The following is a 22,152-nucleotide window of genomic DNA, read 5'->3' as shown; positions in this document are numbered from 1 at the left end:
CCTTTCAGGCGTTGGCGACGGCCGGCCGGTCGGCGACCGCCGGGGCGTAGCGGTCGATCATCCAGGCGCAGAAATCGGCGAACTGCTGAGGGTCGTGCGGCGGGCTGGTGTGATGCTGCCCGGCGCCGAGATGCTCGGGGGTGAAGCAGAAGGTGAGCGTCACCTCGAAATCGGCGAGCGCCTCCATCTGCCGGTCGAACCAGTCGAGCGCATCGGGGCGGAAGCTGTCGGCCCAGCTGAGGCCGGTGCGCAGCTTGCGCGTGCCGAGCCGCTTCATCCACCGGACCGCCTCGTCGAGCCGCGGGTCGTGGAAGTGGAACCATTGCATCAGGCCCATCTCTCCCGCGACCTTGGCATAGTCGTCGAGCGCGGGCTTGGGCGTGCCGTCCTCGCGGATCAGGCCCATGTAGAAATGGCGGTAGTAGCTCGACCCCTCCGCCTCGCGGTGGCGCGTCTCGGCGCCCCAGGCCATCGGCAGGTCGAACAGCGAATACCAATAGATGTTGGGCACGCGGCCGATCAGCAGCTCGGCGGTGCGCTTGAGGCCGAACACCTGCACCTCCTCGGCGCCGAACGAGCCGACGCCGACCTCGGTCACCCACACCGGCTTCTCGGGCGCTGCCGCCTCGATCTCGGCGATCCGATCGGGCCAGGCGTGGATCGGCCACAGGTTCCAGTCGAGCGGGAAGCCATGGACCGCGACCACGTCGACCGCGTCGAGCGCGCCGTGCCCGCGCATCCGGTCCAGCCAGTGCGGATCGATCGGCGACATGCCACCCAGCACCCGCGTCACCGCCGGGTTGATCTCGCGGATCGCGGCGCCGGTGCGGATCACGGTGTCGGCGTAAATCGCCCAGTCGGGATCGAGCTCCGGGTCCCAGTGCGACTTGTTGTTGGGCTCGTTCCAGATCATCGCGGCTTCGATCATTCCGCCGCTCCCTGTGCTGGATAGACCGCAGCCGGGCCGTATCGGGCGTAGGGCACCGGCGCCACGCGGCAGAGATAGACCTCGGGCTCGGGATTGGCCTCGATCGCGAAGCCGGCGGCGCGCAGCATCGCCTGGCTGCATGCGGCGTTGGGCGCCCACCAGTTGGTCCAGTCGTGCGCGAAGGCGCGCTCGATGAAGTGCATCCTGGGATAGGCGGGGTTGTCGAAGAAGCTCGGCGGCTGGGTCGTGCCGGGGACGTGGAAGGGATGGTCCTCCGGCACCTGCAGCACGTCGGGCGAGCCCTGTTGCATCGTCTGGAACAGCATGAGGTCGCCCGCGACATGCTCGCGGATCAGGTCGAGGGCGAGCAGCGGGTGCCTCAGGTGATAGAGCACCCCCATGAAGATCACGAGGTCGAAGCGCTCGCCGAGCGCGGCAACATCGTAGACCGAGAGGTTGCGCAGCTCGATATCGTCATAACCGAGCGTCTCCGCCACCAGCCGCGCCTGGGCGAGATAGCGCTCGTCGGTGTCGATGCCGAGCACGCGCTCGGCGCCGCGCCGCTTCATCTCGACCGCGTAGAAGCCGGCGTTGCAGCCGATGTCGAGCACCGACTTGCCGCTGAGATCCGCCGGCAGCGCGTCGGCGAAGCGCTGGAACTTGAACGCCGGATAGTCGCCCAGGAAATGATCGGGCGCGGTCGGGATGCCGTCCAGGTCGATGTTCTGGAACCAAGGCGCGAGCGCCTCGATCCGCTCGCGCAGGGCCTCCTTCGCGGAATCGATGCGGGCGATGTTGCTTCTCCTCATGCGTGTCCTCGATTGAGCGTGTGGAGCCGTCCGCCCCAGGGGCCGACGATGAGCGTGCTGACCGAGCCGGGGTCGACGTCGAAGCGCAGCAGGTTGTCGAGCCCGAGCCCGAGGTAATGGGCGACGACGCCGCGGATGATGTCGCAGTGGCTGACGCACAGCACCGCGGCCTTGGGGTTGCCGGAAGCGACCGCCTCGACATGCTTGACCGCACGCCCGACCGCGGTGGCCATGGTCTCGCCGCCGGGCGGGCAGGCGGTGGAGCGGGTCGCGTTCCAGGACTGCCACGCCTGGTCCGCCTCCAGCTCGGCGAAGCTGCGGCCGGTCCATTTGCCGAAGTCGATCTCGTCGAGCGCGGCGACGACGCGTACGGTCAGGCCGAGCCGGTCGGCGACTTCCTTCGCGGTCTCGCGGGCGCGCTGCTGCGGGCTGGAATGGATCGCGGCGATCGGCTCCCCGCGCGCGATCTCGCCCGCCAGCCAATGCGCCTGGGCGCGTCCCTCGGCAGTGAGCGCACCACCTGCCTGCCGGCCGCTCAGCACTCGCCCGACATCGGCGTGCGCGCAATGGCGGACGAGATGGATGCGCGCGCTCATGCGCTGGGAAGGGGGCGGGGAAGGATCAACATAGATGCTTCCCAACCGGATCGCGCCGGAAAAGTTCCGAATTAATCCATGTTATATCAAGAGTTTAACATAGGTTATCGAAAGCCGGAATCGGGAACAAGATGAAGAAGAAGGTGTTCCGGAAACCACCTGATCGACACCATCCACCGCTGCCGAGCGCGGCGATTCAGCGAGAGGAACGGCGTGACCGAACATGTTCTGATCACCGGAGGCGCGGGCTTCATCGGCCGGCAGGTGGCTTCCGAATTGCTCCGCCGCGGCTATCGCGTGCGTATTCTCGATTCCCTGCTCGAACAGGTTCACGGCGATGCCGGGCGACCCGAAGAACTCGATCCCGAGGCTGAACTCATCCGCGCCGACGTGCGCGACGGCGATGCGGTCGCGCGTGCGCTGGATGGGATCGACAGCATCGTCCACCTCGCCGCCGAGGTCGGCGTCGGCCAGTCGATGTACGAGGTGGAGCGCTATACCTCGGCCAACGACGTCGGCACCGCGGTGCTGTTCGAGCGACTGATCGACCATCCGGTGCGGCGGGTCGTCACCGCCTCGTCGATGAGCATCTATGGCGAGGGGCTGTACCGCGACATGGCCGGCAACCTGATCGAGGATGCCGAGCGCGGACTGGTGCGCGACGGGCAGAAGATCTGGAACCCGGTCGACATCGCCGGCCATCCGCTCACCCCGCTGCCGACGCCCGAGTGGAAGCGGCCGAGCCTCGCCTCGATCTATGCCTTGGGCAAATATGTGCAGGAGCGCACCACCCACATCATGGGCGCGCCCTACGGCATCGAAAGCGTGTGCCTGCGGCTGTTCAACGTCTACGGCCCCGGCCAGGCGCTCTCCAATCCCTATACCGGCGTGCTCGCGATCTTCGCCTCCCGGCTGCTCCACGGCCAGCGGCCGCTGGTGTTCGAGGACGGCGAGCAGCGGCGCGACTTCGTCCATGTCGAGGACGTGGCGCGCGCCTTCGCCGATGCGCTGGAGAAACCGGGGATCAGCGGCCAGACCTTCAACATCGGCTCAGGCAAGGATCGGTCGGTGACCGAGGTCGCCATGGCGCTCGCCCACGCGATGCACCGCAACGACGTGGCGCCGGAGATCGTCGGCAAGGCGCGGGTCGGCGACATCCGCCACTGCTTCTGCGACGGCGCGCTGGCGGCGGAGAAGCTGGGTTTCACCGCGCGCAAGGACTTCGACGAGGGGCTGGCCGAGCTCGCCGAATGGGTCGGGCGGCAGACCGCGGTCGACCGCGTCGGTCAAGCGCGCGCGGAGCTCGAGGCACGGGGGCTGGTGGCATGAGCGGCGCGCCGATCCTCGTCACCGGCGGCGCCGGCTTCATCGGCTCGAACATCGCCGACCGGCTCGCCGCCGAGGGACACCAGGTGATCGTCTACGACGCGCTGTCGCGGCCCGGCGTCGAGACCAATCTCGCCTGGCTCAAGCAGAACCATCCCGGCCGCATCGTCGAGGTGATCGCCGACATCCGCGACCAGGGCGAACTCGCCCGGGCGGTGCGCGAGACGGAGGCGGTGTTCCACATGGCCGCGCAGGTCGCGGTCACCACCAGCCTCGCCGATCCGCGCGAGGATTTCGAGGTGAACGTGCTCGGCACGCTCAACCTGCTGGAGGCCGTGCGCGAGAGCGGGCAGCGCATCCCGGTCGTCTTCGCCTCGACCAACAAGGTCTACGGCGATCTCGGCGACCTCGCCTTCACCCGCACCGCGCGCGGCTATGTGCCGGCGGACCCGGCGATCCGCGCCAACGGCATCGGCGAGGACCGGCCGCTGGACTTCCACACGCCCTATGGCTGCTCGAAGGGCGCGGCCGACCAATATGTGCTCGATCATGCCCGCAGCTTCGGTCTGCCGACCGCGGTGCTGCGGATGAGCTGCATCTACGGCCAGCGCCAGATGGGCACCGAGGACCAGGGCTGGGTCGCGCATTTCCTGATCCGCGCGCTGGAGGGCCAGCCGGTCACCATCTACGGCGACGGCTATCAGGTGCGCGACATCCTCGACGTCTCCAACGCGGTCGAGGCCTATCTCGGCGCCTGGCGCCGGATCGACCGCGTCGCGGGTCGCGCCTTCAACCTGGGCGGCGGGCCCGGCAATGCGGTGAGCCTGGTGACGCTGCTCGACCATATCGCGAGCCTGATCGAGCGCGACGTCGCCTGTGACAACGCCGAGTGGCGCGCGGGCGACCAGCGCTACTTCGTCGCCGACACCGGCGCCGCGCAGCAGGAGCTGGCGCTCGGCCCCAAGGTGCCCTGGCGCCGCGGCGTCGCCCGGCTCGCGCAGTGGCTGGCGGAGCAGCGCGGCATCGCACTTCCACACGAGGAGCCGCGCGTCGTCCCGCTCCGCACGGCGGCGGCGCTGTGAGCGGGCGGATGCGCATCCTGCTCACCGCCGACGCGGTCGGCGGCGTGTGGCAATATGCCACCGACCTCGCCCGCGCCCTCGGCGGCCGCGAGGTCGAGACGGTGATCGCACTGCTGGGGCCTCCGCCGTCCGCGGCGCAGCGTGCCGAGGCGGCCGCCATTCCCGGCGCGCGGCTGGTCGAGACCGGCCTGCCGCTCGACTGGCTGAGCGACGGCCCCGCGCCGATCCTCGCCGCCGGCGCGGCGATCGCCGAGCTGGCCGGTGACGAGCATGTCGACCTCGTCCAGCTCAACATGCCGTCGCTCGGCGCCGCCGCACCGCCGCCGGTGCCGGTGCTCGCCGTCGCGCACGGCTGCGTCTCGACCTGGTGGCAGGGGACCCGCCCCGGCAAGCCGCTGCCGCGCGAATTCCACTGGCATCGCTCGCTGACGGGGGAGGGGCTGCGCGCTGCCGATGCGGTGGCGGCGCCGAGCGCCGGCTATGCCCGCACGGTCGCACGCCTCTACGGCCTGCCGCGCACGCCCGCGGTGATCCACAACGGCCGCGCCTTCGCGCCGATAGCCAATGGCGCGATGCAGGACTGCGCCTTCACCGCCGGCCGCCTCTGGGATCGCGCCAAGAACGCCGCGCTGCTGGATCGGGTCGCGGCGCGGCTGGCGGTGCCGTTCCACGCGGCAGGCCCGATTGCCGGTCCGCATGGCGAAGCCGCCGACCTCCGGCACCTCCACCTGCTCGGCTCGCTCGATGCCACCGGCATGGCACGGCAGTTCGCCTGCCGGCCGGTGTTCGTCTCCGCCGCGCGGTTCGAGCCGTTCGGGCTTGCCGTGCTGGAGGCGGCCGCCGCGGGATCGGCGCTGGTGCTGTCCGACATGCCCGTGTTTCGCGAGCTGTGGGACGGGGCCGCGCTGTTCGTCGCCGGAGAGGACGAGGCCGGCTGGACCCGCGCCATCGAAAGCGTGATCGGCGACGCCGACCGCCGTCATCGCCTCGGCGCCGCCGCCCGCGAGCGCGCCGCACGCTACACCGCTGATGCGATGGCGGAAGCGATGCTGCGGCTCTACGCGCGCCTGGTCGCGCACCATCCGGCCGGAAGGAGGGTGGCGGCATGAGGATCGTCTATTTCACCCATTCGCTCGCGTCCTGCTGGAACCACGGCAACGCCCATTTCCTGCGCGGCGTGCTGAGCGAGCTGATCGCGCGCGGCCATGACGTGCGGGTGTTCGAGCCCGAGGACGCCTGGAGCCTCGCCAATCTCCTCGCCGACCATGGCGAGCAGGGGCTGGAGCCCTATCGCCGCGCCTATCCCGAGTTGAGCTCGACCGTGCTGGGCAAGGATGCCGACCTCGCCGAACAGGTCGACGGCGCCGATCTCGTCATCGTCCACGAATGGAACGAGTCGGCGCTGGTCGCCGGACTCGGCCGGCTGCGCGCGGTAGGCGGGCGCTTCATCCTGCTGTTCCACGACACCCATCATCGCGCCGTCAGCGCACCCAAGGAGATGCGCGCCTACGACCTCTCCGCCTATGACGGCGTGCTCGCCTTCGGCGAGGCGCTGGCGGAGGTCTATCGCCGCTGGGGCTGGGGCGAGCGGGTATGGGTCTGGCACGAAGCCGCGGACCTCCGCCGTTTCCATCCGCCGGCGGAGGAGGGGTGCCGCAAGGGGCTGGTGTGGGTCGGCAACTGGGGCGACGGCGAGCGCAGCGACGAGATCGCCGCCTTCCTGCTCCGTCCCGCCGAGGCGGCCGGCCTGCCGCTCGACATCTACGGCGTGCGCTATCCTGCCGAGGCGCTGGCGGCGCTTGCCCGCCACGGCGCACGCTATCGCGGCTGGGCGCCCAACGCCCGCGCGCCGGAGATCTTCGCGCGCCACCTCGCCACCGTCCATGTGCCGCGCCGCTATTATGCGACGATCCTGCCCGGCATCCCGACGATCCGCGTGTTCGAGGCGCTTGCCTGCGGCATCCCGCTGGTCTCGGCGCCATGGGAGGATGCCGAGGGGCTGTTCCGCCCCGGCACCGACTATCTCGTCGCCCGCGACGGCGCCGAGATGACCCGCCATCTCGCCGCTCTCCGCGACGATCCGGACCTGCGCTCATCGCTGATTGCGCACGGCCTGGAGACGATCCGCGCCCGCCACAGCTGCGCGCACCGGGTCGACGAGCTGCTCGCCATCGCCGCCCGCCTCGCCGCTCCAGCAAGGAATGCCGCATGAAGATCGCCTTCTACGGATCGAGCCTGTTGTCCTCCTACTGGAACGGCGCCGCCACCTATTACCGCGGCATCCTGAGAGCGCTGGCGGGACGTGGCTACGACATCAGCTTCTACGAGCCCGACGCCTTCGACCGTCAGCGGCACCGCGACATCGACCCGCCGATGTGGGCGCGCGTCGTCGTCTATCCTGCCACCGCCGAGGGGCTGGAGTCGGTGCTCGCCGAGGCGGGCGCGGCGGACATCGTCGTCAAGGCGAGCGGCGTCGGCGTGTTCGACCGCGAACTGCTGGAGGGCATCCTGGCCCGCAGCCGCCCGGACGCGATCCGCCTGTTCTGGGACGTCGACGCCGCCGCCACGCTCGACGAGATGCGCGCCGACGCCTCGCATCCGGTGCGCCGGGCGCTGCCGGAGCTGGACATGGTGCTGACCTACGGCGGCGGCCCGCCGGTGGTGGAGGCCTACCGTGGCTTCGGCGCCGCGCACTGCGTGCCGATCTACAACGCGCTCGATCCCGACACCCATTATCCGGTGCCGCGCGACGGGCGCTTCGCCTCGGACCTTGCCTTCCTCGCCAACCGGCTGCCTGACCGCGAGGCGCGGGTGGAGGAGTTCTTCCTCAGGCCGGCCGCCTTGCTGCCCGGTCGCAGCTTCCTGCTCGGCGGCAACGGCTGGGACGACAAGCCCATGCCCGGCAACGTCCGCCGGCTGGGCCATGTCGGCACCGCCGACCATAATGCGCTCAACAGCACGCCGCTCGCCGTGCTCAACGTCGCGCGCGATTCGATGGCGCACATCGGCTTCTCGCCGGCGACGCGGGTGTTCGAGGCGGCCGGCGCCGCTGCCTGCCTGATCACCGACGCCTGGGAAGGCATCGAGCTGTTCCTCAAGCCCGACGCCGAGGTGCTGGTCGCCCGCGACGGACAGGATGTCGCCGACCTGCTCGCCGCGCTCACCCCCGAGCGCGCCCGCGCGATCGGCAGGGCGGCGCTCGCCCGCGTCCTGTCCGAGCACAGCTATGCGCTGCGCGGGGCGGAGGTCGACGCGATCCTCCGCAGCCACGCCGCGCGTGCGAGGGAGGCGGCATGAAGCTCGTCGTCCTCGGCCTCAGCCTCGGCTCCTCCTGGGGCAACGGCCACGCCACCACCTTCCGCGCGCTGCTCAAGGCGTTCGCCGCGTGCGGCCACGACATATTGTTCCTGGAGCGCGAGGTGCCCTGGTACGCGGGCGATCACCGCGACCTCGTCGATCCGGACTATTGCTGGCTGCAATATTATCCCGACCTCCAGGCGCTGGAGACCTGGGCGGCGACCATCGCCGAGGCGGATGCGGTGATCGTTGGCTCCTATGTGCCCGACGGCGTCGAGGTCGCCCGTTTCGTGCGGCAGCACGCACGTGGCGTCACCGCCTTCTACGACATCGACACCCCGGTCACCCTCGCCAAGCTGGCGCGCGGCGACTTCGAATATCTCTCGCCGGAGGTGATCCCCGGCTACGACCTCTATCTCTCCTTCACCGGCGGCCCGACGCTCGGCCGGATCGAGCGCGAGTTCGGGTCGCCGGCGGCGCGCGCGCTCTACTGCTCGGTCGATGCGGAGGCCTATCGCCCGCTCGACGTGCCGAAGCGGTGGGACCTCAGCTATCTCGGCACCTACAGCGACGATCGCCAGCCGGCGCTCGAGCGGCTGCTGATCGAGACCGCGCGGCGCTGCCCCGACAGGCGCTTCGCCGTCGCCGGCCCGCAATATCCGGCCGGCATCGCCTGGCCGGCCAATGTCGAGCGCATCGAGCACCTCCCGCCCGCGCGCCATGGCGAATTCTACGGCGCCTCGCGCCTGACGCTGAACGTCACCCGCGCCGACATGATCGCGGCCGGCTGGTCGCCGTCGGTGCGGCTGTTCGAGGCTGCCGCCTGCGGAACCCCGATCCTGTCGGACCGCTGGAACGGGCTCGACAGCCTGTTCGCGCCGGGCCGCGAGATCCTGCTCGCCGACACGACCGAGGATGCGGTCGCCGCGCTCGGCCGCGATGTCGCCGCGCTCGGCGCCGCCGCCCGTGCGCGGGTGCTCGCGGAGCACACCGCCGTCCACCGGGCCCAGGAGCTCGAACACCATCTCACCCAGGCAAAAGCGAGGAAAGCGATCATGAGAGTCGAGACTGCACCGCTCACCCTCGTCGCCGGCGGCGCCGGCTTCATCGGCTCGCATCTCTGTGCCGAGCTGCTCGCGCGCGGCGACCATGTCGTGTGCCTGGACAATCTCCAGACCGCGCGCCCGTCCAACCTCGGCGATCTCGAAGGCCATCCCCGCTTCGAGTTCGTCGAGGCCGACGTCACCCATCCGCTGCCGCCCTCGATCACCGCGCGCGCGCGGCGGTTCACGCGCATCTACAACCTCGCCTGCGCCGCCTCGCCGCCGCAGTATCAGGTCGATCCCGAGCACACGATGCTGACCTGCGTCGTCGGCACCGACCAGCTCCTGCGCCTGGCCGAGCTGTCCGGCGCGCGGTTCCTGCTCACCTCGACCAGCGAGGTCTACGGCGATCCCGAGGAGCATCCCCAGCGCGAGGATTATCGCGGCCTCGTCAACTGCACGGGCCCGCGCGCCTGCTACGACGAGGGCAAGCGCGCGGCCGAGGCGATGACCTTCGACTTCGGCCGCATGGACCGGGCGGAGGTGCGCGTCGCGCGGCTGTTCAACACCTATGGCCCGCACATGCACCTCGACGACGGCCGGGTGGTGTCGAACCTCATCTGCCAGGCGCTGTCGGGGCGGGAGATCACCATCTACGGCGATGGCAGCCAGACACGCAGCTTCTGCTACGTCGCCGATACCGTCGAGGCATTGATCCGGCTGATGGAATGCTATGATTTCGACGGGATGGAGCCGATCAACATTGGCAATCCCGACGAGATGACCGTCAACGAGCTGCTCGAGCAGGTCACCGCGATCACGCGGGTCAATCCGCGTGTCGAATATCATCCGCTCCCGGTCGACGACCCGCGCCGCCGGCGGCCGGACATCACCCGCGCGCGCAGCCTGCTCGGCTGGGAGCCGCGCGTCGATCTGCGGACGGGCCTCGTCAGCACCTGTGCCTGGTTCGCCGAGGAGCTGGCGCAGGGCACGCCGCCCGAGGAGCTGGAACTAACCTGCGCGGCGGAGTGAAAAACAAACTCCTCCCCGGAACGCGGAGGGGGACCGCCAGCCGCAGGCCGGTGGTGGAGGGGGCTCTCATCCCGGAACGCCCTTTGCGGCGGGCCCCCTCCACCAAGCCGCTGCGCGACTTGGTCCCCCTCCCCGTCCCGGGGAGGAGCTTGAAGAAACCGTCACCATCGTGAAACTGGTCGGGGCGACAGGATTCGAACCTGCGACCCCCACACCCCCAGTGTGATGCGCTACCAGGCTGCGCTACGCCCCGACCATGGGTCTCGGGGCGGGCCCCGAGGCCGCGCCACTTAGGCCGCGTCTCGCCGCGATGCAAGCGTCGCCGTTGCGCGCGCGGCGATCCGGTGTTAGCTGGCGCCGGATAAGTCCGGGCGATCCGCCCGGCGGGGCCCCTATCCACGCGAGAGCCATGTTCATTCCCCCAGCTTATGCCCAGGCCGCAGGCGGCGCTTCCGCTGACGGCGGACTCGCCACCATCATCTCGATGGCGCCGCTCGTCCTCATCTTCATCGCCTTCTACTTCCTGATGATCCGTCCGCAGCAGCGCCGGATGAAGGAGCTGCAGAACGCGATTCAGGCGGTCAAGAAGGGCGATCAGGTCGTCACCGCGGGCGGCGTCGTCGGCAAGGTGACCAAGGTCGAGGACCGCTTCGTCGAGGTCGAGATCGCCCCCACCGTCAAGGTGCGCGTCGTCAAGGCGACCATCGCCGAGATCACGCCGCTGGGCGGCGCCAAGCCCGCGAACGACTGATGCTCGACTTTCCCCGCTGGAAGATCACCGGGATCGTCGGCGTCCTGCTGATCGCGGTATTGCTCGCGATCCCGAGCCTGCTGCCGGAGCGTATCGTCAGCCAGTCGCCGGTAAACCTGCCGCGCATCAACCTGGGGCTCGACCTCGCGGGCGGCAGCTATCTGCTGCTCGAGGCTGACACCAACGACGTCGCCGCCGCGAAGATCGAAACCATGCGCGACCAGATCGCGACCGAGATGCGGCGGGGCAATCCGACCATCGCGATCGGCGACATCTCCGGCCGCGACGGCAAGCTGAGCTTCATGGTACGGGACCCGAGCCAGGTCGATGCCGCGCGCGAGCGGCTGCTCGGCATCGTCGGCAGCGGCGTCGGCATGACCGGCCAGCGCGAATGGGACGTCGAGGTGGTCGATTCGACCCGCTTCGTGCTGACGCCGACCAAGGCGGGGCTCGCCCAGGAAGTCGACCGCGCAATGAGCGTCGCCACCGAAGTGGTCCGCCGCCGCATCGACGAGCTGGGCACGCGCGAGCCGACCATCATCCGCCAGGGCACCGATCGCATCGTCGTGCAGGTGCCGGGCCTCCAGGACCCGCAGGCGCTGAAGGACCTGCTCGGCAAGACCGCCAAGCTCGAGTTCAAGCTGGTCGACGTCAACGCCGATCCGCAGCAGGTGGCGCAGGGCATCGCGCCGATCGGCGACGTGATCCTGCCCTTCGCCGACGATCCCAGCGGCCAGCGCAAGATCGCGCTCAAGCGCTCGACGGTGATCTCGGGCGACCAGCTCGCCGACGCGCGGCAGGAGTTCGATCAGCAGAACGGCCAGCCGGTGGTCGCGATCACCTTCAACGGCGAGGGCGGCCGCCGCTTCGCCCGGGTGACGCAGGAGAATGTGAACAAGCCATTCGCGATCATCGTCGACAACCAGGTGATCTCCGCCCCCAACATCGACGAGGCGATCATGGGCGGCCGCGCGCAGATCCGCGGCGGCTTCAGCGTCCAGTCGGCCAACGAGCTCGCGATCGCGCTGCGATCGGGCAAGCTGCCGGTGGACCTCAAGGTGGTCGACGAGAGTACCGTCGGACCGGACCTCGGCCAGGATTCGATCCGCGCCGGCATCCTCGCTTCCGCGGTGGCGGCGGCGGCGGTGGTCGCCTTCATGCTGGTGACCTACGGGCGGTTCGGCGTCTATGCGAACCTCGCCGTCATCATCAACGTGTTCGTGATCCTGGCGGCGATGGCGATCATCAGCGCGACGCTGACGCTGCCCGGCATCGCCGGCTTCGTGCTGACGATCGGCACCGCGGTCGACGCCAACGTGCTGATCAACGAGCGCATCCGCGAAGAGCGACGGCGTGGGCGCAGCGTCGTCCAGGCCGTCGAGCTCGGTTACAAGGAAGCGAGCCGCACCATCTTCGAGGCGAACATGACCCACGCCATCTCGGGCCTGGTGATGCTGCTGATGGGCTCCGGGCCGGTCAAGGGCTTCGCCGTCGTGCTGCTGATCGGCATCGCCACCTCGGTGTTCACCGCCGTCACCTTCACCCGCATGCTGGTCGCGCTGTGGATTCGCAAGAATCGCCCGACCGACATCAATATCTGAGGCCGAGACGTCATGCGCCTCCTGAAGATCGTTCCCGACAACACCAACATCGGCTTCGTCCGGCTGCGCTACTGGGCGTTCGGGCTCACGCTGCTGCTGTCGATCGCGTCGGTGGCGCTGGTCGGGGTCAAACACCTCAACTTCGGCGTCGACTTCGTCGGCGGCCTGATGATCGAGGAACGCTTCCCGTCGCCGCCCGAGATCGACAAGGTGCGCTCGACGATCGACCGGCTCGGCGTCGGCACCTCGACGCTGCAGCAGTTCAGCGACCCAAGGCTGGTGACGATCCGCCTGCCGGTGCAGGACGGGGCCGACGAAGGCGCGACCAACCGCGTCGTGCGCACGGTGGAGCAGGCGCTGGCGAAGGAATTCCCCGGCGCGACCTTCAGCCGCTACTCGACCGTGTCGGGCAAGGTCTCGAGCGAGCTGGTGCGCAACGGTATCCTCGCGGTGGTGCTGGCGATGATCGGCATCTCGCTGTTCGCGATCTTTCGTTTCGAATGGCAGTTCGGCGTGTCGACCTTCGTCGCCATCCTGCACGACCTGTTGATGACGCTCGGCTTCTTCGCGCTGACCCAGCTCGAGTTCGACCTGACCATCGTCGCTGCGGTGCTGACGATCATAGGCTATTCGATCAACGACAAGATCGTGATCGACGACCGCATCCGCGAGAACATGCGCAAATACCGCAGCATGAGCATGAGCGATCTCGTCGACCTCTCGGTCAACGAGACCCTGCCGCGGACGGTGATGACCTCGGTCACCATCCTGCTCGCGCTGGGGGCGATGCTGTTCCTCGGCGGGCATGTGCTGCGCGGCTTCACCGCGGCGATGATCCTGGGCGTGATCGTCGGCACCTATTCGTCGATCTACGTCTCCTCGTCGCTGCTGATCACGCTGGGCCTGCGCGCGCAGCCGCCGGCGCCGGGCAGCGGCGGCAAGGCGGAGCGGATCGCCGAACAGCCATGAGGATGGACCGGAATGCTGTTGCGTCGGGGCCGGTGATCGCCGGCTTCTCGCACGGCGGCTTCCGTATCGACGACAATGTCTACCGTGCCCTGCTGATCACGCCCGAGCGCGCCGACGGCTGGGAACCGCCAGCGCTGGAGGCGCTGGGCGAAGCGGACGTGGCATCGGTGCTCGCGCTCGATCCCGTGCCCGAGTTCCTCCTGCTCGGGACCGGCGCCACGCTGGTGCGGCCGTCGCCGGCTTTCACCGCAGCCTTGGAGGCGCGGGGGATCGGCGTCGAGGCGATGGACAGCCGCGCCGCCGCGCGTGCCTGGGGCGTGCTCCGTGCCGAGGGACGCTGGATCGTCGGCGCGCTCTATTCTCTAGATCAGGAATCGAAATAGCGCCTGTGCTCCTGCGGAAGCAGGAGCGCTGGATCATGGGCGTGTCGCTTGCCGCCTGGGCTCCTGCTTTCGCAGGGGCACGAGGGGTCAACCCGCCCTATCGCCGAGCCTCCACCAGCTGCGCGAGATGATCGCGCAACTGCATCGCATTCGTCTCCCAGCTGAACCGCTCGGCGGCTGCGGCGACCGCGCCCGGATCGGGCGGGTCGAGCAGCACCTCCGCGATCGCGCTGGCGAAGTCCTCCGGCGTGCGCTCGGCGATGCGGCCGGCGGCGGGACGGTCGACCGTCTCACGTGCCCCGCCCGCCGGGGTGATCACGATCGGCGTGCCGCTGGCCAGTGCCTCGACCCAGACGTTGGCGAGCCCTTCGGACGCCGAGGCGAGCGCCATCACGTCGGCAGCGGCGAACAGCGCCGGCAGCTCGCTGTGCGGCACTGCGCCGAGCAGCTGCACCCGCTCGCCCAGACCCACCTCGGCGATCCGCTCCTCGAGCGCCGGCCGCTCGGGGCCTTCGCCCGCGATCAGCAGAGTGGTGCCGGGCAGCCGCGCTACTGCATCGATCACCACGTCGTGACCTTTGCGCGGGATCAATGCCCCGACCGAAAGGATCAGCGGTCCGGTGACGCCGAGCCGTGCCTTCTCGGCGCAGCGGTCGCGCGGATGGAAGCGGCTGCGGTCGATGCCGGTGCGGTGGACGGCGACCCTGTCCGCGCGGATGCCGAGCGAGGCCATGTCGTCGCGCATCGCATCCGATACCGCGAGCAGCCCGTCGGCGTCGCGGCCCGCCTGTATCACCTGCGCGGCAGTGGCGGGGGCATGGCCCCAATGATGGATGTCGGCCCCGCGCGCCTTGATCGACACCGGCACGCCGAATCGCCGTCCCAGCGCGACCGCCGCGGGCCCGTCGGGAAAGAAGAATTCCGTATCGATGATGTCGAAAGGGAAGGCGGTGCGCATGTCGCTCAACAGCGGCGTGAGCGCCCGGATCAGCGCACCGGCATGGAAGCGCCCGCCGGTGCCCGGCAGCACCGTGAAGCGCGGTCGCCGCACGTCGAGCCCCCGCCATTGTTCGCGTCGCGGCAGACTGGCGAGGGCACGATAATGTCCAAGCCGGTCGAGTGGGAAAGGCGGCAGCCCGATCGGCGCGACCACGCGCAGCTCGACGTCTGGGAGCGCTGCCAGGCCCCGCGTCTGGCGCTCCACGAAGATGCCGAAATTGGGCCGGCTCGCGTCGGGGAAAAGCGTCGACAGGGTCAGTACGCGCAGCATCGCGAGCGGTCTTACGCGTCGCCGGTTAATTGGTCACTGCACTGGTACGATGATTAGAGCGATTTCGGCTGGATCGAGGAGCGGCATGGCCGCCCCTCGACCATATTCAGGCGAACTTCCTCAGCGGCAGCGGCGACGGCTGCCGGCGCGGTCGATCTCACGGCCGGCGAGCGCACCGGCGCCAGCGCCGAGCACCGTGCCGAGCGTGCGGTCGCCGCGATTGTCGATCGAGCGGCCGACTAGCGCGCCCGCGACGCCGCCGACGATCAGGCCGGTGGTGCCGTTCGGCTTGCGGCAATAATAACGGCCGTCGCGGCCACGCCATTCGCGATACTTGTAGCGCTTCTGCGCATCGGCCTTGCCATAGGAGGTGCCGGCAGAGATCGGCACCACCGCCGCCGTCGGAATGACCAACGTCGCCGCGCCGATAGCGAGCAACAGGTTACGCATGACTGGACTCCCTCATCCTTGATTGGATCGTTTCCGTAACGCCACCACCTTGTACGAGGTTGCATGAACCTCCGACAACAAGGCGAATAGAGCAATAGCCGTTGGCGAATCGTCTCCGTCCGGCTATCGGGGCGGCGTGCGTGGGCCATTCGATTCGCCGGCACAACGATCCCCAATATCCACATTATCCACAGGCGCGCGCGCGGTGATCCTGCTTGGCGCGACTCGCCGTCCATGACAGCATCATCCCTGCAAGACGACGAGAGATTGTCGAGAAATCGACAAAGGATCAAAGGCTTGCTCGCCACGATCGAGGTGCTGGTGCCGCAAGGAAACCGCACGGGCGATCGGTGCGATGGGCTCGCCGCCCGATCGACTTCGAGCCGCTTGCGGCGCGGAGCCGGACGAACGGAGAGACCATGGCAGGACGATTGCCCCCGGCGATCGTCGGGCGATGATCGACGAAAGCGAAGCGGCGCTCCTCGGAGCGGCTGGCGGAGCGATCGGCGATCGAACGACGGCGGGGCGACCCGGCGTCGGGTCGATGGGAAACGAGCCGATATCCTTCGGGATGGCGGTGACGAACCGGAGACGAACGGCGACGGAGCGATCCGGCGCCGAGGTCGACGGAGTGATGCGGCATCTTTCGAGATGCGGTGATCGCCGGAGACCGAACGGCATCGGAGATCCCCTTCGACGCCGCTGGCCGCCGAGGCCGGTGGACACGCGCTTCCCGCGAAGCGCCGCTGCCGGCCCCGGTGACCGAAACAGGTGAAGCCTGCAGCCCTTGCCGGCGCGGGTGGATCCAGCCGCCGAAACCAGGTCGCGACACCCCGTGACCGAAGTCCGGCGACCGGGGGCTGGCAGCGATGCCGGCCCCCTTTTCGTTGGCTGGCCGCTCGCCGCCTGGGGACCTGCTGCAAACGTCTCATCGTATTTCCTCCGCTTGTCGCGAAGCCGACGCGGCGGAGTCGCAAAGCTGCGCTCGACTGGACCGGCGCCCGAATCACCGGCGCACCCATGGAGGACGTGATGCAGGACGAGCAGCAGCCGATCGTCGAGCAGGAGACGGATGAGGCCGAGACCGCCGAGGAGCAGGACGAGGACGTAGAGGATGCGTTCGACGAGGAGGAGGATGAGGGCGAAACCGAGGACGAGGCCTGATCCCCATCGCGTCCGCGCCGATGACGTCGGCGCGGGCGCGTGGTCGTCACCGGCGCTCCGGGGAACGGGAGCAAGCGGACAGGGGTTCTCTCCAGCAAGCACAGGAGAGCTTCGATGAACGACCGCATGGGAACCCGCACCCAGCCGCGCCCCAATATCTCGACCGAGAATCCGGAGGTCGGGAGTGATACCGATCCAAAGGATACCCTCGACCGTGACCGTCCGGCGCCGAAGGAACATGTCGAGCGCAAGAGCTCGCTGACCAAGGCTGATTGACGCCGCGCCTCACCTCACGATGAAGCGCGCCAAGCGCCTCGCCCGCAGTTCGCGCAGGCTGCTCCGGCAGCCGCTGGTGAGCGATTTCGTCGCCAACCTGCTCGCCGCCGGAGTGATCGCGGCGGGGAGCAGGCTGTTGCGCAGCCGCCGCCGTTTCAGGCGAGGTGATGGTTGAGCGTGATCTCCGCCTTGAGCAGCTTTGAAACGGGGCAGTTGGCCTCGGCCTCGGCGGCGAGGCGGGCGAACTCCTCCGGATCGATACCGGGCACATGCGCGGTGAGCTCGAGGTCCGAGCGGGTGATGGTGAAACCGCCGCCGTCCTGCTCGAGCTTGACCGATGCCTTGGTCTCCAGGCTGCCCTCGCTGTAGCCGCCCCGCGCCAGCGCGAAGCTCAGCGCCATGGTGAAGCAGCCGGCGTGGGCGGCGGCGATCAGCTCCTCGGGATTGGTGCCCTTCTCGTCGCCGAAGCGGGTGTTGAAGCTGTAGGGCGTCCCGTCGAGCACGCCCGATGCGGACGTGAGCTGTCCTTTGCCGTCCTTGCCGAAGCCCTCGTAGCGGGCGGTGGCGGTGCGCGTCGTCATCGTGCGTCTCCTCTTGCTGCTGAGATCCGCTAGATAGGGAGCGCTGACGACAGCGCCATGACCAGGATGCCGGTCGCAGCCGATCAACCCGGCGCCGGACGAGGCGGGGTATCGGCGAGCTGCCTGTCCGGCCGGGCGAGCGCGGGCCGGAGCGCGTCGCGTTCCTCCGGCGGCACGGGAGCGTCCCCGTCCGGCCGGAACGCGTCGGGGGCACGATCGCGCGGTCCGGGACGGGGACGATCAAGGTCAAGATCGGGCGCCGGGTGCCCGTCGCGCACGGCGAGGTCGAGCTCGGTCCCGTCCGGCTCCGGCGTGCCGAAGATGCCGCCAGTGGCGTTCCTGCGCCACCATGCGAAGGCGAGCGCGCCGGCGCCGATCAGCCCCGCGCCGATCGCCGCGGTGGTGAGCCGGGATGAACGGGTGCGGTCGCTGCGGCGGGCCATGCGCGCGCTCCCTTCGTCAGCTCAGCGGCAACGGACGTTGTCGCGGTCGATCTCGCGTCCTGCCAGGGCACCTCCGGCGGCGCCGAGCAGCACGCCCAGCGTCTCCGAGCGGCCCGAGGTGAGCGCGGCGCCGAGCGCCCCGCCGGCGATGCCGCCGACGATCAGACCGGTAGTGCCGTCCGAACGTCGGCAATAATAACGGCCATCCTCGCCGACGTAGATACGGTCGTTGCGGCCGAGGCGGCGCTCGCGGTAGCGGCGGTCGTCGCGATAGTAGCGGTTGGCATAATAGCCGCCGTAGCTGGGATCGGGCCGGTTCCAGTCATAGTAGCGATAGCTTCGATCGCTGGCATAGCCAGGGCCCCCGCCATAGCCGTCGTAATCGCTGCAGCCGGCGACGAGCGTCGCCGCCGCGATCATTCCGAACGCGTACGCACGCATGGCATCTCTCCCATGTTGTTACGGGTTTGTATCGAACGCGCGAGGAGAGGTTCGGTTGCATGACGCAGGTCCGGGCGGATCGGGGATGCGGCAGGCCAAGCGGGTCAGAGCAGGCTGCCCTGCGCGCCCGGCTGATGGCTGGTGCGCATCTCGACCCGTGCGGCCTTTCTCATGGGGCTGATCAGCGGCGGCAGCCGGGGCTGGATACCGTCGAAAAGTTCGGGCAGCGTTACGAACTGGAGCGCCGGGAAACGGCCGAACTCGGTCTCGATCATCGGCTGCGACGCTGCCTCGTCGCGCATCCCGCGGGTCGGTCGTGACTTCAGCACGAACAGCCCGAACCGATGCCTGTCGCGTTCCATGACGCGACCGAAGTCGCGGACCATCGTGGGGCCGATGTTGTCGCCTGCCTTGACGCTGATCACCCCGGTTCCGATCCGGCCCCCTTCGGCGAGATAGTTGAACCAGCCGTCGACACCCTTGTCGCCGCCCTTCTTGTCGCGCGGATACCCGCCGACATGCCAGCACACCCATTGCTGGAACTGGTGCGGATCGTCGGTGGCCAGTTTTTCGGCGCTGGCGAGATCGCGCGGGACGCCGACCGTCTCGAAGGAGATACCAGGATAGGCGCTGCGCATCCGGTCCTCGATCATGCCGATGGCGATATGAGTGACGTCGATCCCGATCCATCGCCGGCCGAGCTTCTGCGCGGCATCGACCGCGGTCCCGCAACCGCAGAAGGGATCGAGCACGACATCACCGGGATTGGACGAGGCCGAGATGATACGTTCCAGAAGCGCGCGGGGCTTCTGCGTGGGATAGCCGAGCTTCTCCGCCGACCATCCCCGGATCATGCTGATGTCGGACCAGTTCGTCGTGACCGACGTCCCCTTGGATTCGTCGAGATAGCGCTTGTACATCGGGACGTTGCCCGGCTTCGTCTGAATGACACGGCCGGCGGCGATCAACTCTTCCATCCGCTCGCGCGAATATCGCCAGAACCGCTTGACCCCCATCACTTCATATTCGGGATTGCCTTTGGCTGCGCCGCCGGGGCCGAGCATATTGTCCAGCTTCCAGCGGCGGCCGTCCGGGTCGGCATAGCGATAGAATTGGCGATATAGGTTTCGTCCAGTGCCGTGAACTGGGGATTCCAGATCCTTCTGTCGGATTTCTGATAAAAGAGGATCGTATCGTTCACGCGTCCGAAGTGCCGGGCGCCCTGACCGACGTCGTTCTTGGAATCACTGCGCTTCCAGATGATCTCGTTGACGAAATTCTCGCCGCCGAACACGGCGTCGAGCACCAGCTTCAGATAGTGGCTCGCGGTCGGATCGCAGTGGAGGTAAAGGCTTCCGGTCGGCTTGAGCACGCGGTGGAGCTCGACCAGCCGCACCGCCATCATCGCCAGATAGGCCATCAGCGGATTCTCGCCGATCGCCGCGTGCATCGCTTCCATCATCACCTGCAGCGCCCGGTTGGTCCCGGCGGCGATGTCCAGCAAAGCTTCCTTGGAACCGTCCCCCCATGTCCAGGTATCGTCGAACGCCTGGATGCTGGCATCGGCGCCGGCGCCGTTCGCGGCCTTGAACAGCACGTTGTAGCCGGCGTTCGAATTGAACGGCGGGTCGAGATAGATCAGATCGACGCTCTCGTCCGGTATGTGCTCGCGCAGCACATCGAGATTGTCACCGTAGAAGAGATGATTGGCGATCTCCACGTCCCGCCTCCCGCGCCCGTAGCCGCGGCGGAACATTGCGTGATCCAAACCAGTCCAAAAGGCATCCTTCATCCGTTTCGGAGCCTCCCCGCCTGAGGGAAGGCTATCGCGCGCCGCAAGGGGCGGAAGGGCGGACCTGCTTCACATCGGAGCGTTCACCGGTGCGTGGGAAGACGCTCCTCCGAAACGGAGTCAGTTCCGCCGTCGCTTCGCCTCAGATTTGCCGGATCGCAGCCGCTGCGCTCAACACAACCAGGCGTGGCGTGCGAGCGACGCCAACTCGTCCTTGTCGAGATGATCCGCCGCGGCCGCGCGCAGATTGGCGTCGACGTGCGCAGGACTCCGCATCCCGACAGCTGCCGTCGAGACGGCGGGGTGGGACAGGCAGAAACGGAGCGCCAGATCGGAGATCGACCGATCGGGTGACCCGACGTCCCCCACCAGACGGCTGACGCGCTGGTCCGTTTCCCTGCGGTGCTCATCGAAGAAATAATCCTGTCGCCAGTCGCCCGGCGGGAACTCGCTCAACCGCGATGGCGATGAGATAAGCGCGCCATAATAGAGCGCAGAGCGTGCGATCACGCCGACATCCTGGCGCAGACACAGCGGAAGGAGATCGGACGCTGCACCCTGGTCGAACACATTGTACATCACCTGCACCGTGTCGACCGCACCGCTGGCGACCGCTTCCAGCGCGGCGTCGAGATCGTGGTCGAACAGCGAGATACCGAAGCCGGCGACCTTGCCCTCGTCCCTGAGGCGCTGAAGGGTTTCGAGCCAGTCGCCTTCGTGCAGCCATTCCGGGCACCAGGCGTGGAGCTGTTGAACCCCGAGGCGCTCGACGCCGAGGGTCCGGAGCAGCGCTTCCGTCTCGGCCCGGATGTGATGGCCGGGATAGGCCTGCTGGACCGGGACATGGGGTGAGGGGAGGTCGAACCGGATCAGTGAGCTCACGCGCGCCAGGATATGGACGCCGTCTCCGCGGCACCGGTTTCGCAGGAGCCCGCCCACCAGCCCGGCGGTGTCCTCGCAGCCGGACTCCATCTCGACGGCGTTGATGCCGCGGTCCAGCGCGAGCGCGATCGCGGCGTGGGCTTGCTTCGGGTCGCGGCCGGCCTGCGCCAACCCGGCCGTGCCGATCGTCAGCTCCGATATATCGAGGCCGGTGCGCCCGAGGCGGCGGAAACGCATCACGGCTGGTCGGACGCCGCGGTGATCACGATCTGCAGCCCGGGGCTTCGGCGATTGCCCCACGACGAGCAGTGATAGGTGCCCGGCTGCGCAGGCGTCTCGACGCGATGGATGCTGGCGGCGCCGGGCGTCACTTGCCGTTCGCGTGCAGGATCGATCACGAACGGGAAGCGGCCGGAGATCATCGCGTCGAGCTGGGCCGGGCGGTGTGCCCACAGCGCCTCGACCGGGGCGCCGGTCTTCAGGACGCGTGTGTCGAGACGGCACAGCAGCGGATATTCGCGGCGCATGAAGGCGCGGTAAGTCGCCGCATCGATGTTGTCCGCCGGCGTCACGCGCATTCCCGCCGGGCGACCGAGCGGCCACAGCAGGCGGAAGGCCGTGCGCTCGTTGACGCGGTCGACATGCCAGACGAGATCGCCCGGCGCGAAATAGGTGCGGATCGCGATCGATGCGCGACAGCCTGCAAGGTCTTCGGCGAACTTCGCCAGGGCGGTGATGTCTTCCGCCAGCAGTTCCCGCTCCCGGCGAAAGACACCGGGCCCGAAGAGGCGGTCGCACAGCATCGCGAGTGCCGCGTCCGGCTGGAGCCGGTTGAAGTCGAGCTTCAGCCCCGGGGCGCGGAGCAGCATCCGCACAAGCTCGCGATAGGGCAGATCGTCGAGCGGCGGACAGGGGATTTCGGCCGCGCCGATCGAGGTTCGGTCGAGCAGCCGGCGCGCCGTCCCTGGCCCCTCTGCGAGCGAAACGCTCGGCAGCTCGATCGTCATCGTACCTTCAGCCTCCGCTTCGTCCTGAA

The 22,152-nt window shown here is 68.8% G+C and carries 25 protein-coding genes and 1 tRNA gene; 13 read left to right on the top strand and 13 right to left on the bottom strand.

Annotation, left to right across the window (positions count from 1 at the left end):
- Positions 1–4: 4 nt before the first annotated feature.
- The 3 genes from AC2YHA_RS16135 to AC2YHA_RS16125 are packed head-to-tail and all read right to left on the bottom strand — an operon-like array spanning position 5 to position 2,333.
- Positions 5–928, bottom strand: coding sequence for a glycosyl hydrolase (locus AC2YHA_RS16135; RefSeq protein WP_487402419.1), 924 nt, complete (start codon positions 926–928; stop codon positions 5–7).
- On the bottom strand, positions 925–1,737 hold the full coding sequence (locus AC2YHA_RS16130; RefSeq protein ID WP_487402418.1) for a TIGR04290 family methyltransferase: 813 nt from the start codon (positions 1,735–1,737) through the stop codon (positions 925–927). Before AC2YHA_RS16130 ends, AC2YHA_RS16135 begins: the two co-directional genes overlap by 4 nt.
- On the bottom strand, positions 1,734–2,333 hold the full coding sequence (locus AC2YHA_RS16125) for a histidine phosphatase family protein (RefSeq protein ID WP_487402417.1): 600 nt from the start codon (positions 2,331–2,333) through the stop codon (positions 1,734–1,736). Before AC2YHA_RS16125 ends, AC2YHA_RS16130 begins: the two co-directional genes overlap by 4 nt.
- Positions 2,334–2,546: 213 nt before the next feature.
- Between AC2YHA_RS16125 and AC2YHA_RS16120 the strand changes: the two genes are divergently transcribed.
- Genes AC2YHA_RS16120 through AC2YHA_RS16095 form a run of 6 tightly spaced genes read left to right on the top strand, consistent with a single transcriptional unit; the run spans position 2,547 to position 10,113 of the window.
- Positions 2,547–3,662, top strand: coding sequence for an SDR family NAD(P)-dependent oxidoreductase (locus AC2YHA_RS16120; protein WP_487402416.1), 1,116 nt, complete (start codon positions 2,547–2,549; stop codon positions 3,660–3,662).
- Complete coding sequence (locus AC2YHA_RS16115) at positions 3,659–4,741, top strand: SDR family NAD(P)-dependent oxidoreductase (RefSeq protein WP_487402415.1); 1,083 nt, start codon at positions 3,659–3,661, stop codon at positions 4,739–4,741. Before AC2YHA_RS16120 ends, AC2YHA_RS16115 begins: the two co-directional genes overlap by 4 nt.
- An 8-nt stretch (positions 4,742–4,749) precedes the next feature.
- Positions 4,750–5,850 carry a glycosyltransferase family 4 protein gene (locus AC2YHA_RS16110; RefSeq protein ID WP_487402414.1) on the top strand — a complete coding sequence of 367 codons (1,101 nt, stop codon included), beginning with the start codon at positions 4,750–4,752 and terminating at the stop codon, positions 5,848–5,850.
- Positions 5,847–6,953 carry a CgeB family protein gene (locus tag AC2YHA_RS16105; RefSeq protein ID WP_487402413.1) on the top strand — a complete coding sequence of 369 codons (1,107 nt, stop codon included), beginning with the start codon at positions 5,847–5,849 and terminating at the stop codon, positions 6,951–6,953. Before AC2YHA_RS16110 ends, AC2YHA_RS16105 begins: the two co-directional genes overlap by 4 nt.
- A complete protein-coding gene (locus AC2YHA_RS16100) occupies positions 6,950–8,038 on the top strand; it encodes a CgeB family protein (protein ID WP_487402412.1) in 1,089 nt (362 codons plus the stop codon). The genes AC2YHA_RS16105 and AC2YHA_RS16100 overlap by 4 nt, the downstream gene beginning before the upstream one ends.
- Entirely contained in the window at positions 8,035–10,113 is a 2,079-nt protein-coding gene (locus tag AC2YHA_RS16095; RefSeq protein WP_487402411.1) for an NAD-dependent epimerase/dehydratase family protein, read from the top strand. Before AC2YHA_RS16100 ends, AC2YHA_RS16095 begins: the two co-directional genes overlap by 4 nt.
- Positions 10,114–10,289: 176 nt before the next feature.
- On the opposite strand, the gene AC2YHA_RS16090 is transcribed toward AC2YHA_RS16095, so the two are convergent.
- Positions 10,290–10,366 (bottom strand) — tRNA-Pro (locus AC2YHA_RS16090).
- A 156-nt stretch (positions 10,367–10,522) separates the two neighbouring features.
- On the opposite strand from AC2YHA_RS16090, the gene yajC reads away from it, so the two are divergent.
- From yajC to AC2YHA_RS16070, 4 genes are read left to right on the top strand one after another with little or no spacing between them, the layout of a single operon-like run.
- Positions 10,523–10,864 carry a preprotein translocase subunit YajC gene (gene yajC, locus AC2YHA_RS16085; protein ID WP_233784011.1) on the top strand — a complete coding sequence of 114 codons (342 nt, stop codon included), beginning with the start codon at positions 10,523–10,525 and terminating at the stop codon, positions 10,862–10,864.
- Positions 10,864–12,465: a protein translocase subunit SecD gene (gene secD, locus AC2YHA_RS16080; RefSeq protein ID WP_233784010.1), complete on the top strand. Its 1,602-nt coding sequence runs from the start codon at positions 10,864–10,866 to the stop codon at positions 12,463–12,465. The genes yajC and secD overlap by 1 nt, the downstream gene beginning before the upstream one ends.
- A gap of 12 nt (positions 12,466–12,477) precedes the next feature.
- Positions 12,478–13,434 (top strand): protein translocase subunit SecF, encoded by a 957-nt coding sequence (secF, locus tag AC2YHA_RS16075; protein WP_233784009.1) that lies wholly within the window; start codon positions 12,478–12,480, stop codon positions 13,432–13,434.
- Positions 13,431–13,817, top strand: coding sequence for an Mth938-like domain-containing protein (locus AC2YHA_RS16070; protein ID WP_233784008.1), 387 nt, complete (start codon positions 13,431–13,433; stop codon positions 13,815–13,817). The genes secF and AC2YHA_RS16070 overlap by 4 nt, the downstream gene beginning before the upstream one ends.
- A 97-nt stretch (positions 13,818–13,914) precedes the next feature.
- Here AC2YHA_RS16070 and AC2YHA_RS16065 read toward each other — a convergent pair whose 3' ends face one another.
- Complete coding sequence (locus AC2YHA_RS16065) at positions 13,915–15,087, bottom strand: glycosyltransferase (protein WP_487402410.1); 1,173 nt, start codon at positions 15,085–15,087, stop codon at positions 13,915–13,917.
- A gap of 120 nt (positions 15,088–15,207) precedes the next feature.
- Complete coding sequence (locus tag AC2YHA_RS16060; RefSeq protein WP_233784006.1) at positions 15,208–15,537, bottom strand: glycine zipper 2TM domain-containing protein; 330 nt, start codon at positions 15,535–15,537, stop codon at positions 15,208–15,210.
- Positions 15,538–16,569: 1,032 nt separating this feature from the next.
- On the opposite strand from AC2YHA_RS16060, the gene AC2YHA_RS16055 reads away from it, so the two are divergent.
- From AC2YHA_RS16055 to AC2YHA_RS16045, 3 genes are all read left to right on the top strand, one after another.
- Positions 16,570–16,701 (top strand): hypothetical protein, encoded by a 132-nt coding sequence (locus AC2YHA_RS16055; RefSeq protein ID WP_487402409.1) that lies wholly within the window; start codon positions 16,570–16,572, stop codon positions 16,699–16,701.
- Positions 16,702–16,815: 114 nt separating this feature from the next.
- Positions 16,816–16,977: a hypothetical protein gene (locus AC2YHA_RS16050; protein ID WP_233784005.1), complete on the top strand. Its 162-nt coding sequence runs from the start codon at positions 16,816–16,818 to the stop codon at positions 16,975–16,977.
- 19 nt (positions 16,978–16,996) lie between these two features.
- Positions 16,997–17,152 carry a hypothetical protein gene (locus tag AC2YHA_RS16045; RefSeq protein ID WP_487402408.1) on the top strand — a complete coding sequence of 52 codons (156 nt, stop codon included), beginning with the start codon at positions 16,997–16,999 and terminating at the stop codon, positions 17,150–17,152.
- On the opposite strand, the gene AC2YHA_RS16040 is transcribed toward AC2YHA_RS16045, so the two are convergent.
- From AC2YHA_RS16040 to AC2YHA_RS16010, 7 genes are all read right to left on the bottom strand, one after another.
- Positions 17,133–17,558, bottom strand: coding sequence for an OsmC family protein (locus tag AC2YHA_RS16040; protein WP_487402407.1), 426 nt, complete (start codon positions 17,556–17,558; stop codon positions 17,133–17,135). The two genes, AC2YHA_RS16045 and AC2YHA_RS16040, sit on opposite strands and share 20 nt — an antisense overlap.
- Before the next feature lie 83 nt (positions 17,559–17,641).
- Entirely contained in the window at positions 17,642–18,001 is a 360-nt protein-coding gene (locus AC2YHA_RS16035; RefSeq protein WP_487402406.1) for a hypothetical protein, read from the bottom strand.
- 21 nt (positions 18,002–18,022) lie between these two features.
- Positions 18,023–18,442: a glycine zipper 2TM domain-containing protein gene (locus AC2YHA_RS16030; RefSeq protein ID WP_233784002.1), complete on the bottom strand. Its 420-nt coding sequence runs from the start codon at positions 18,440–18,442 to the stop codon at positions 18,023–18,025.
- A gap of 104 nt (positions 18,443–18,546) precedes the next feature.
- Complete coding sequence (locus AC2YHA_RS16025) at positions 18,547–19,506, bottom strand: DNA methyltransferase (RefSeq protein ID WP_487402405.1); 960 nt, start codon at positions 19,504–19,506, stop codon at positions 18,547–18,549.
- Complete coding sequence (locus tag AC2YHA_RS16020; RefSeq protein WP_487402404.1) at positions 19,458–20,162, bottom strand: DNA methyltransferase; 705 nt, start codon at positions 20,160–20,162, stop codon at positions 19,458–19,460. Before AC2YHA_RS16020 ends, AC2YHA_RS16025 begins: the two co-directional genes overlap by 49 nt.
- Positions 20,163–20,405: 243 nt before the next feature.
- A complete protein-coding gene (locus tag AC2YHA_RS16015) occupies positions 20,406–21,353 on the bottom strand; it encodes an aldo/keto reductase (RefSeq protein WP_487402403.1) in 948 nt (315 codons plus the stop codon).
- Positions 21,353–22,123, bottom strand: coding sequence for a hypothetical protein (locus AC2YHA_RS16010; protein WP_487402402.1), 771 nt, complete (start codon positions 22,121–22,123; stop codon positions 21,353–21,355). Before AC2YHA_RS16010 ends, AC2YHA_RS16015 begins: the two co-directional genes overlap by 1 nt.
- Positions 22,124–22,152 lie beyond the last annotated feature (29 nt).

The organism is Sphingomonas sp. SRI_018, assembly GCF_057586275.1.
The sequence above is the reverse complement of the archived record's forward strand: the minus strand, read 5'-3'. Positions and strand labels throughout refer to the sequence as shown.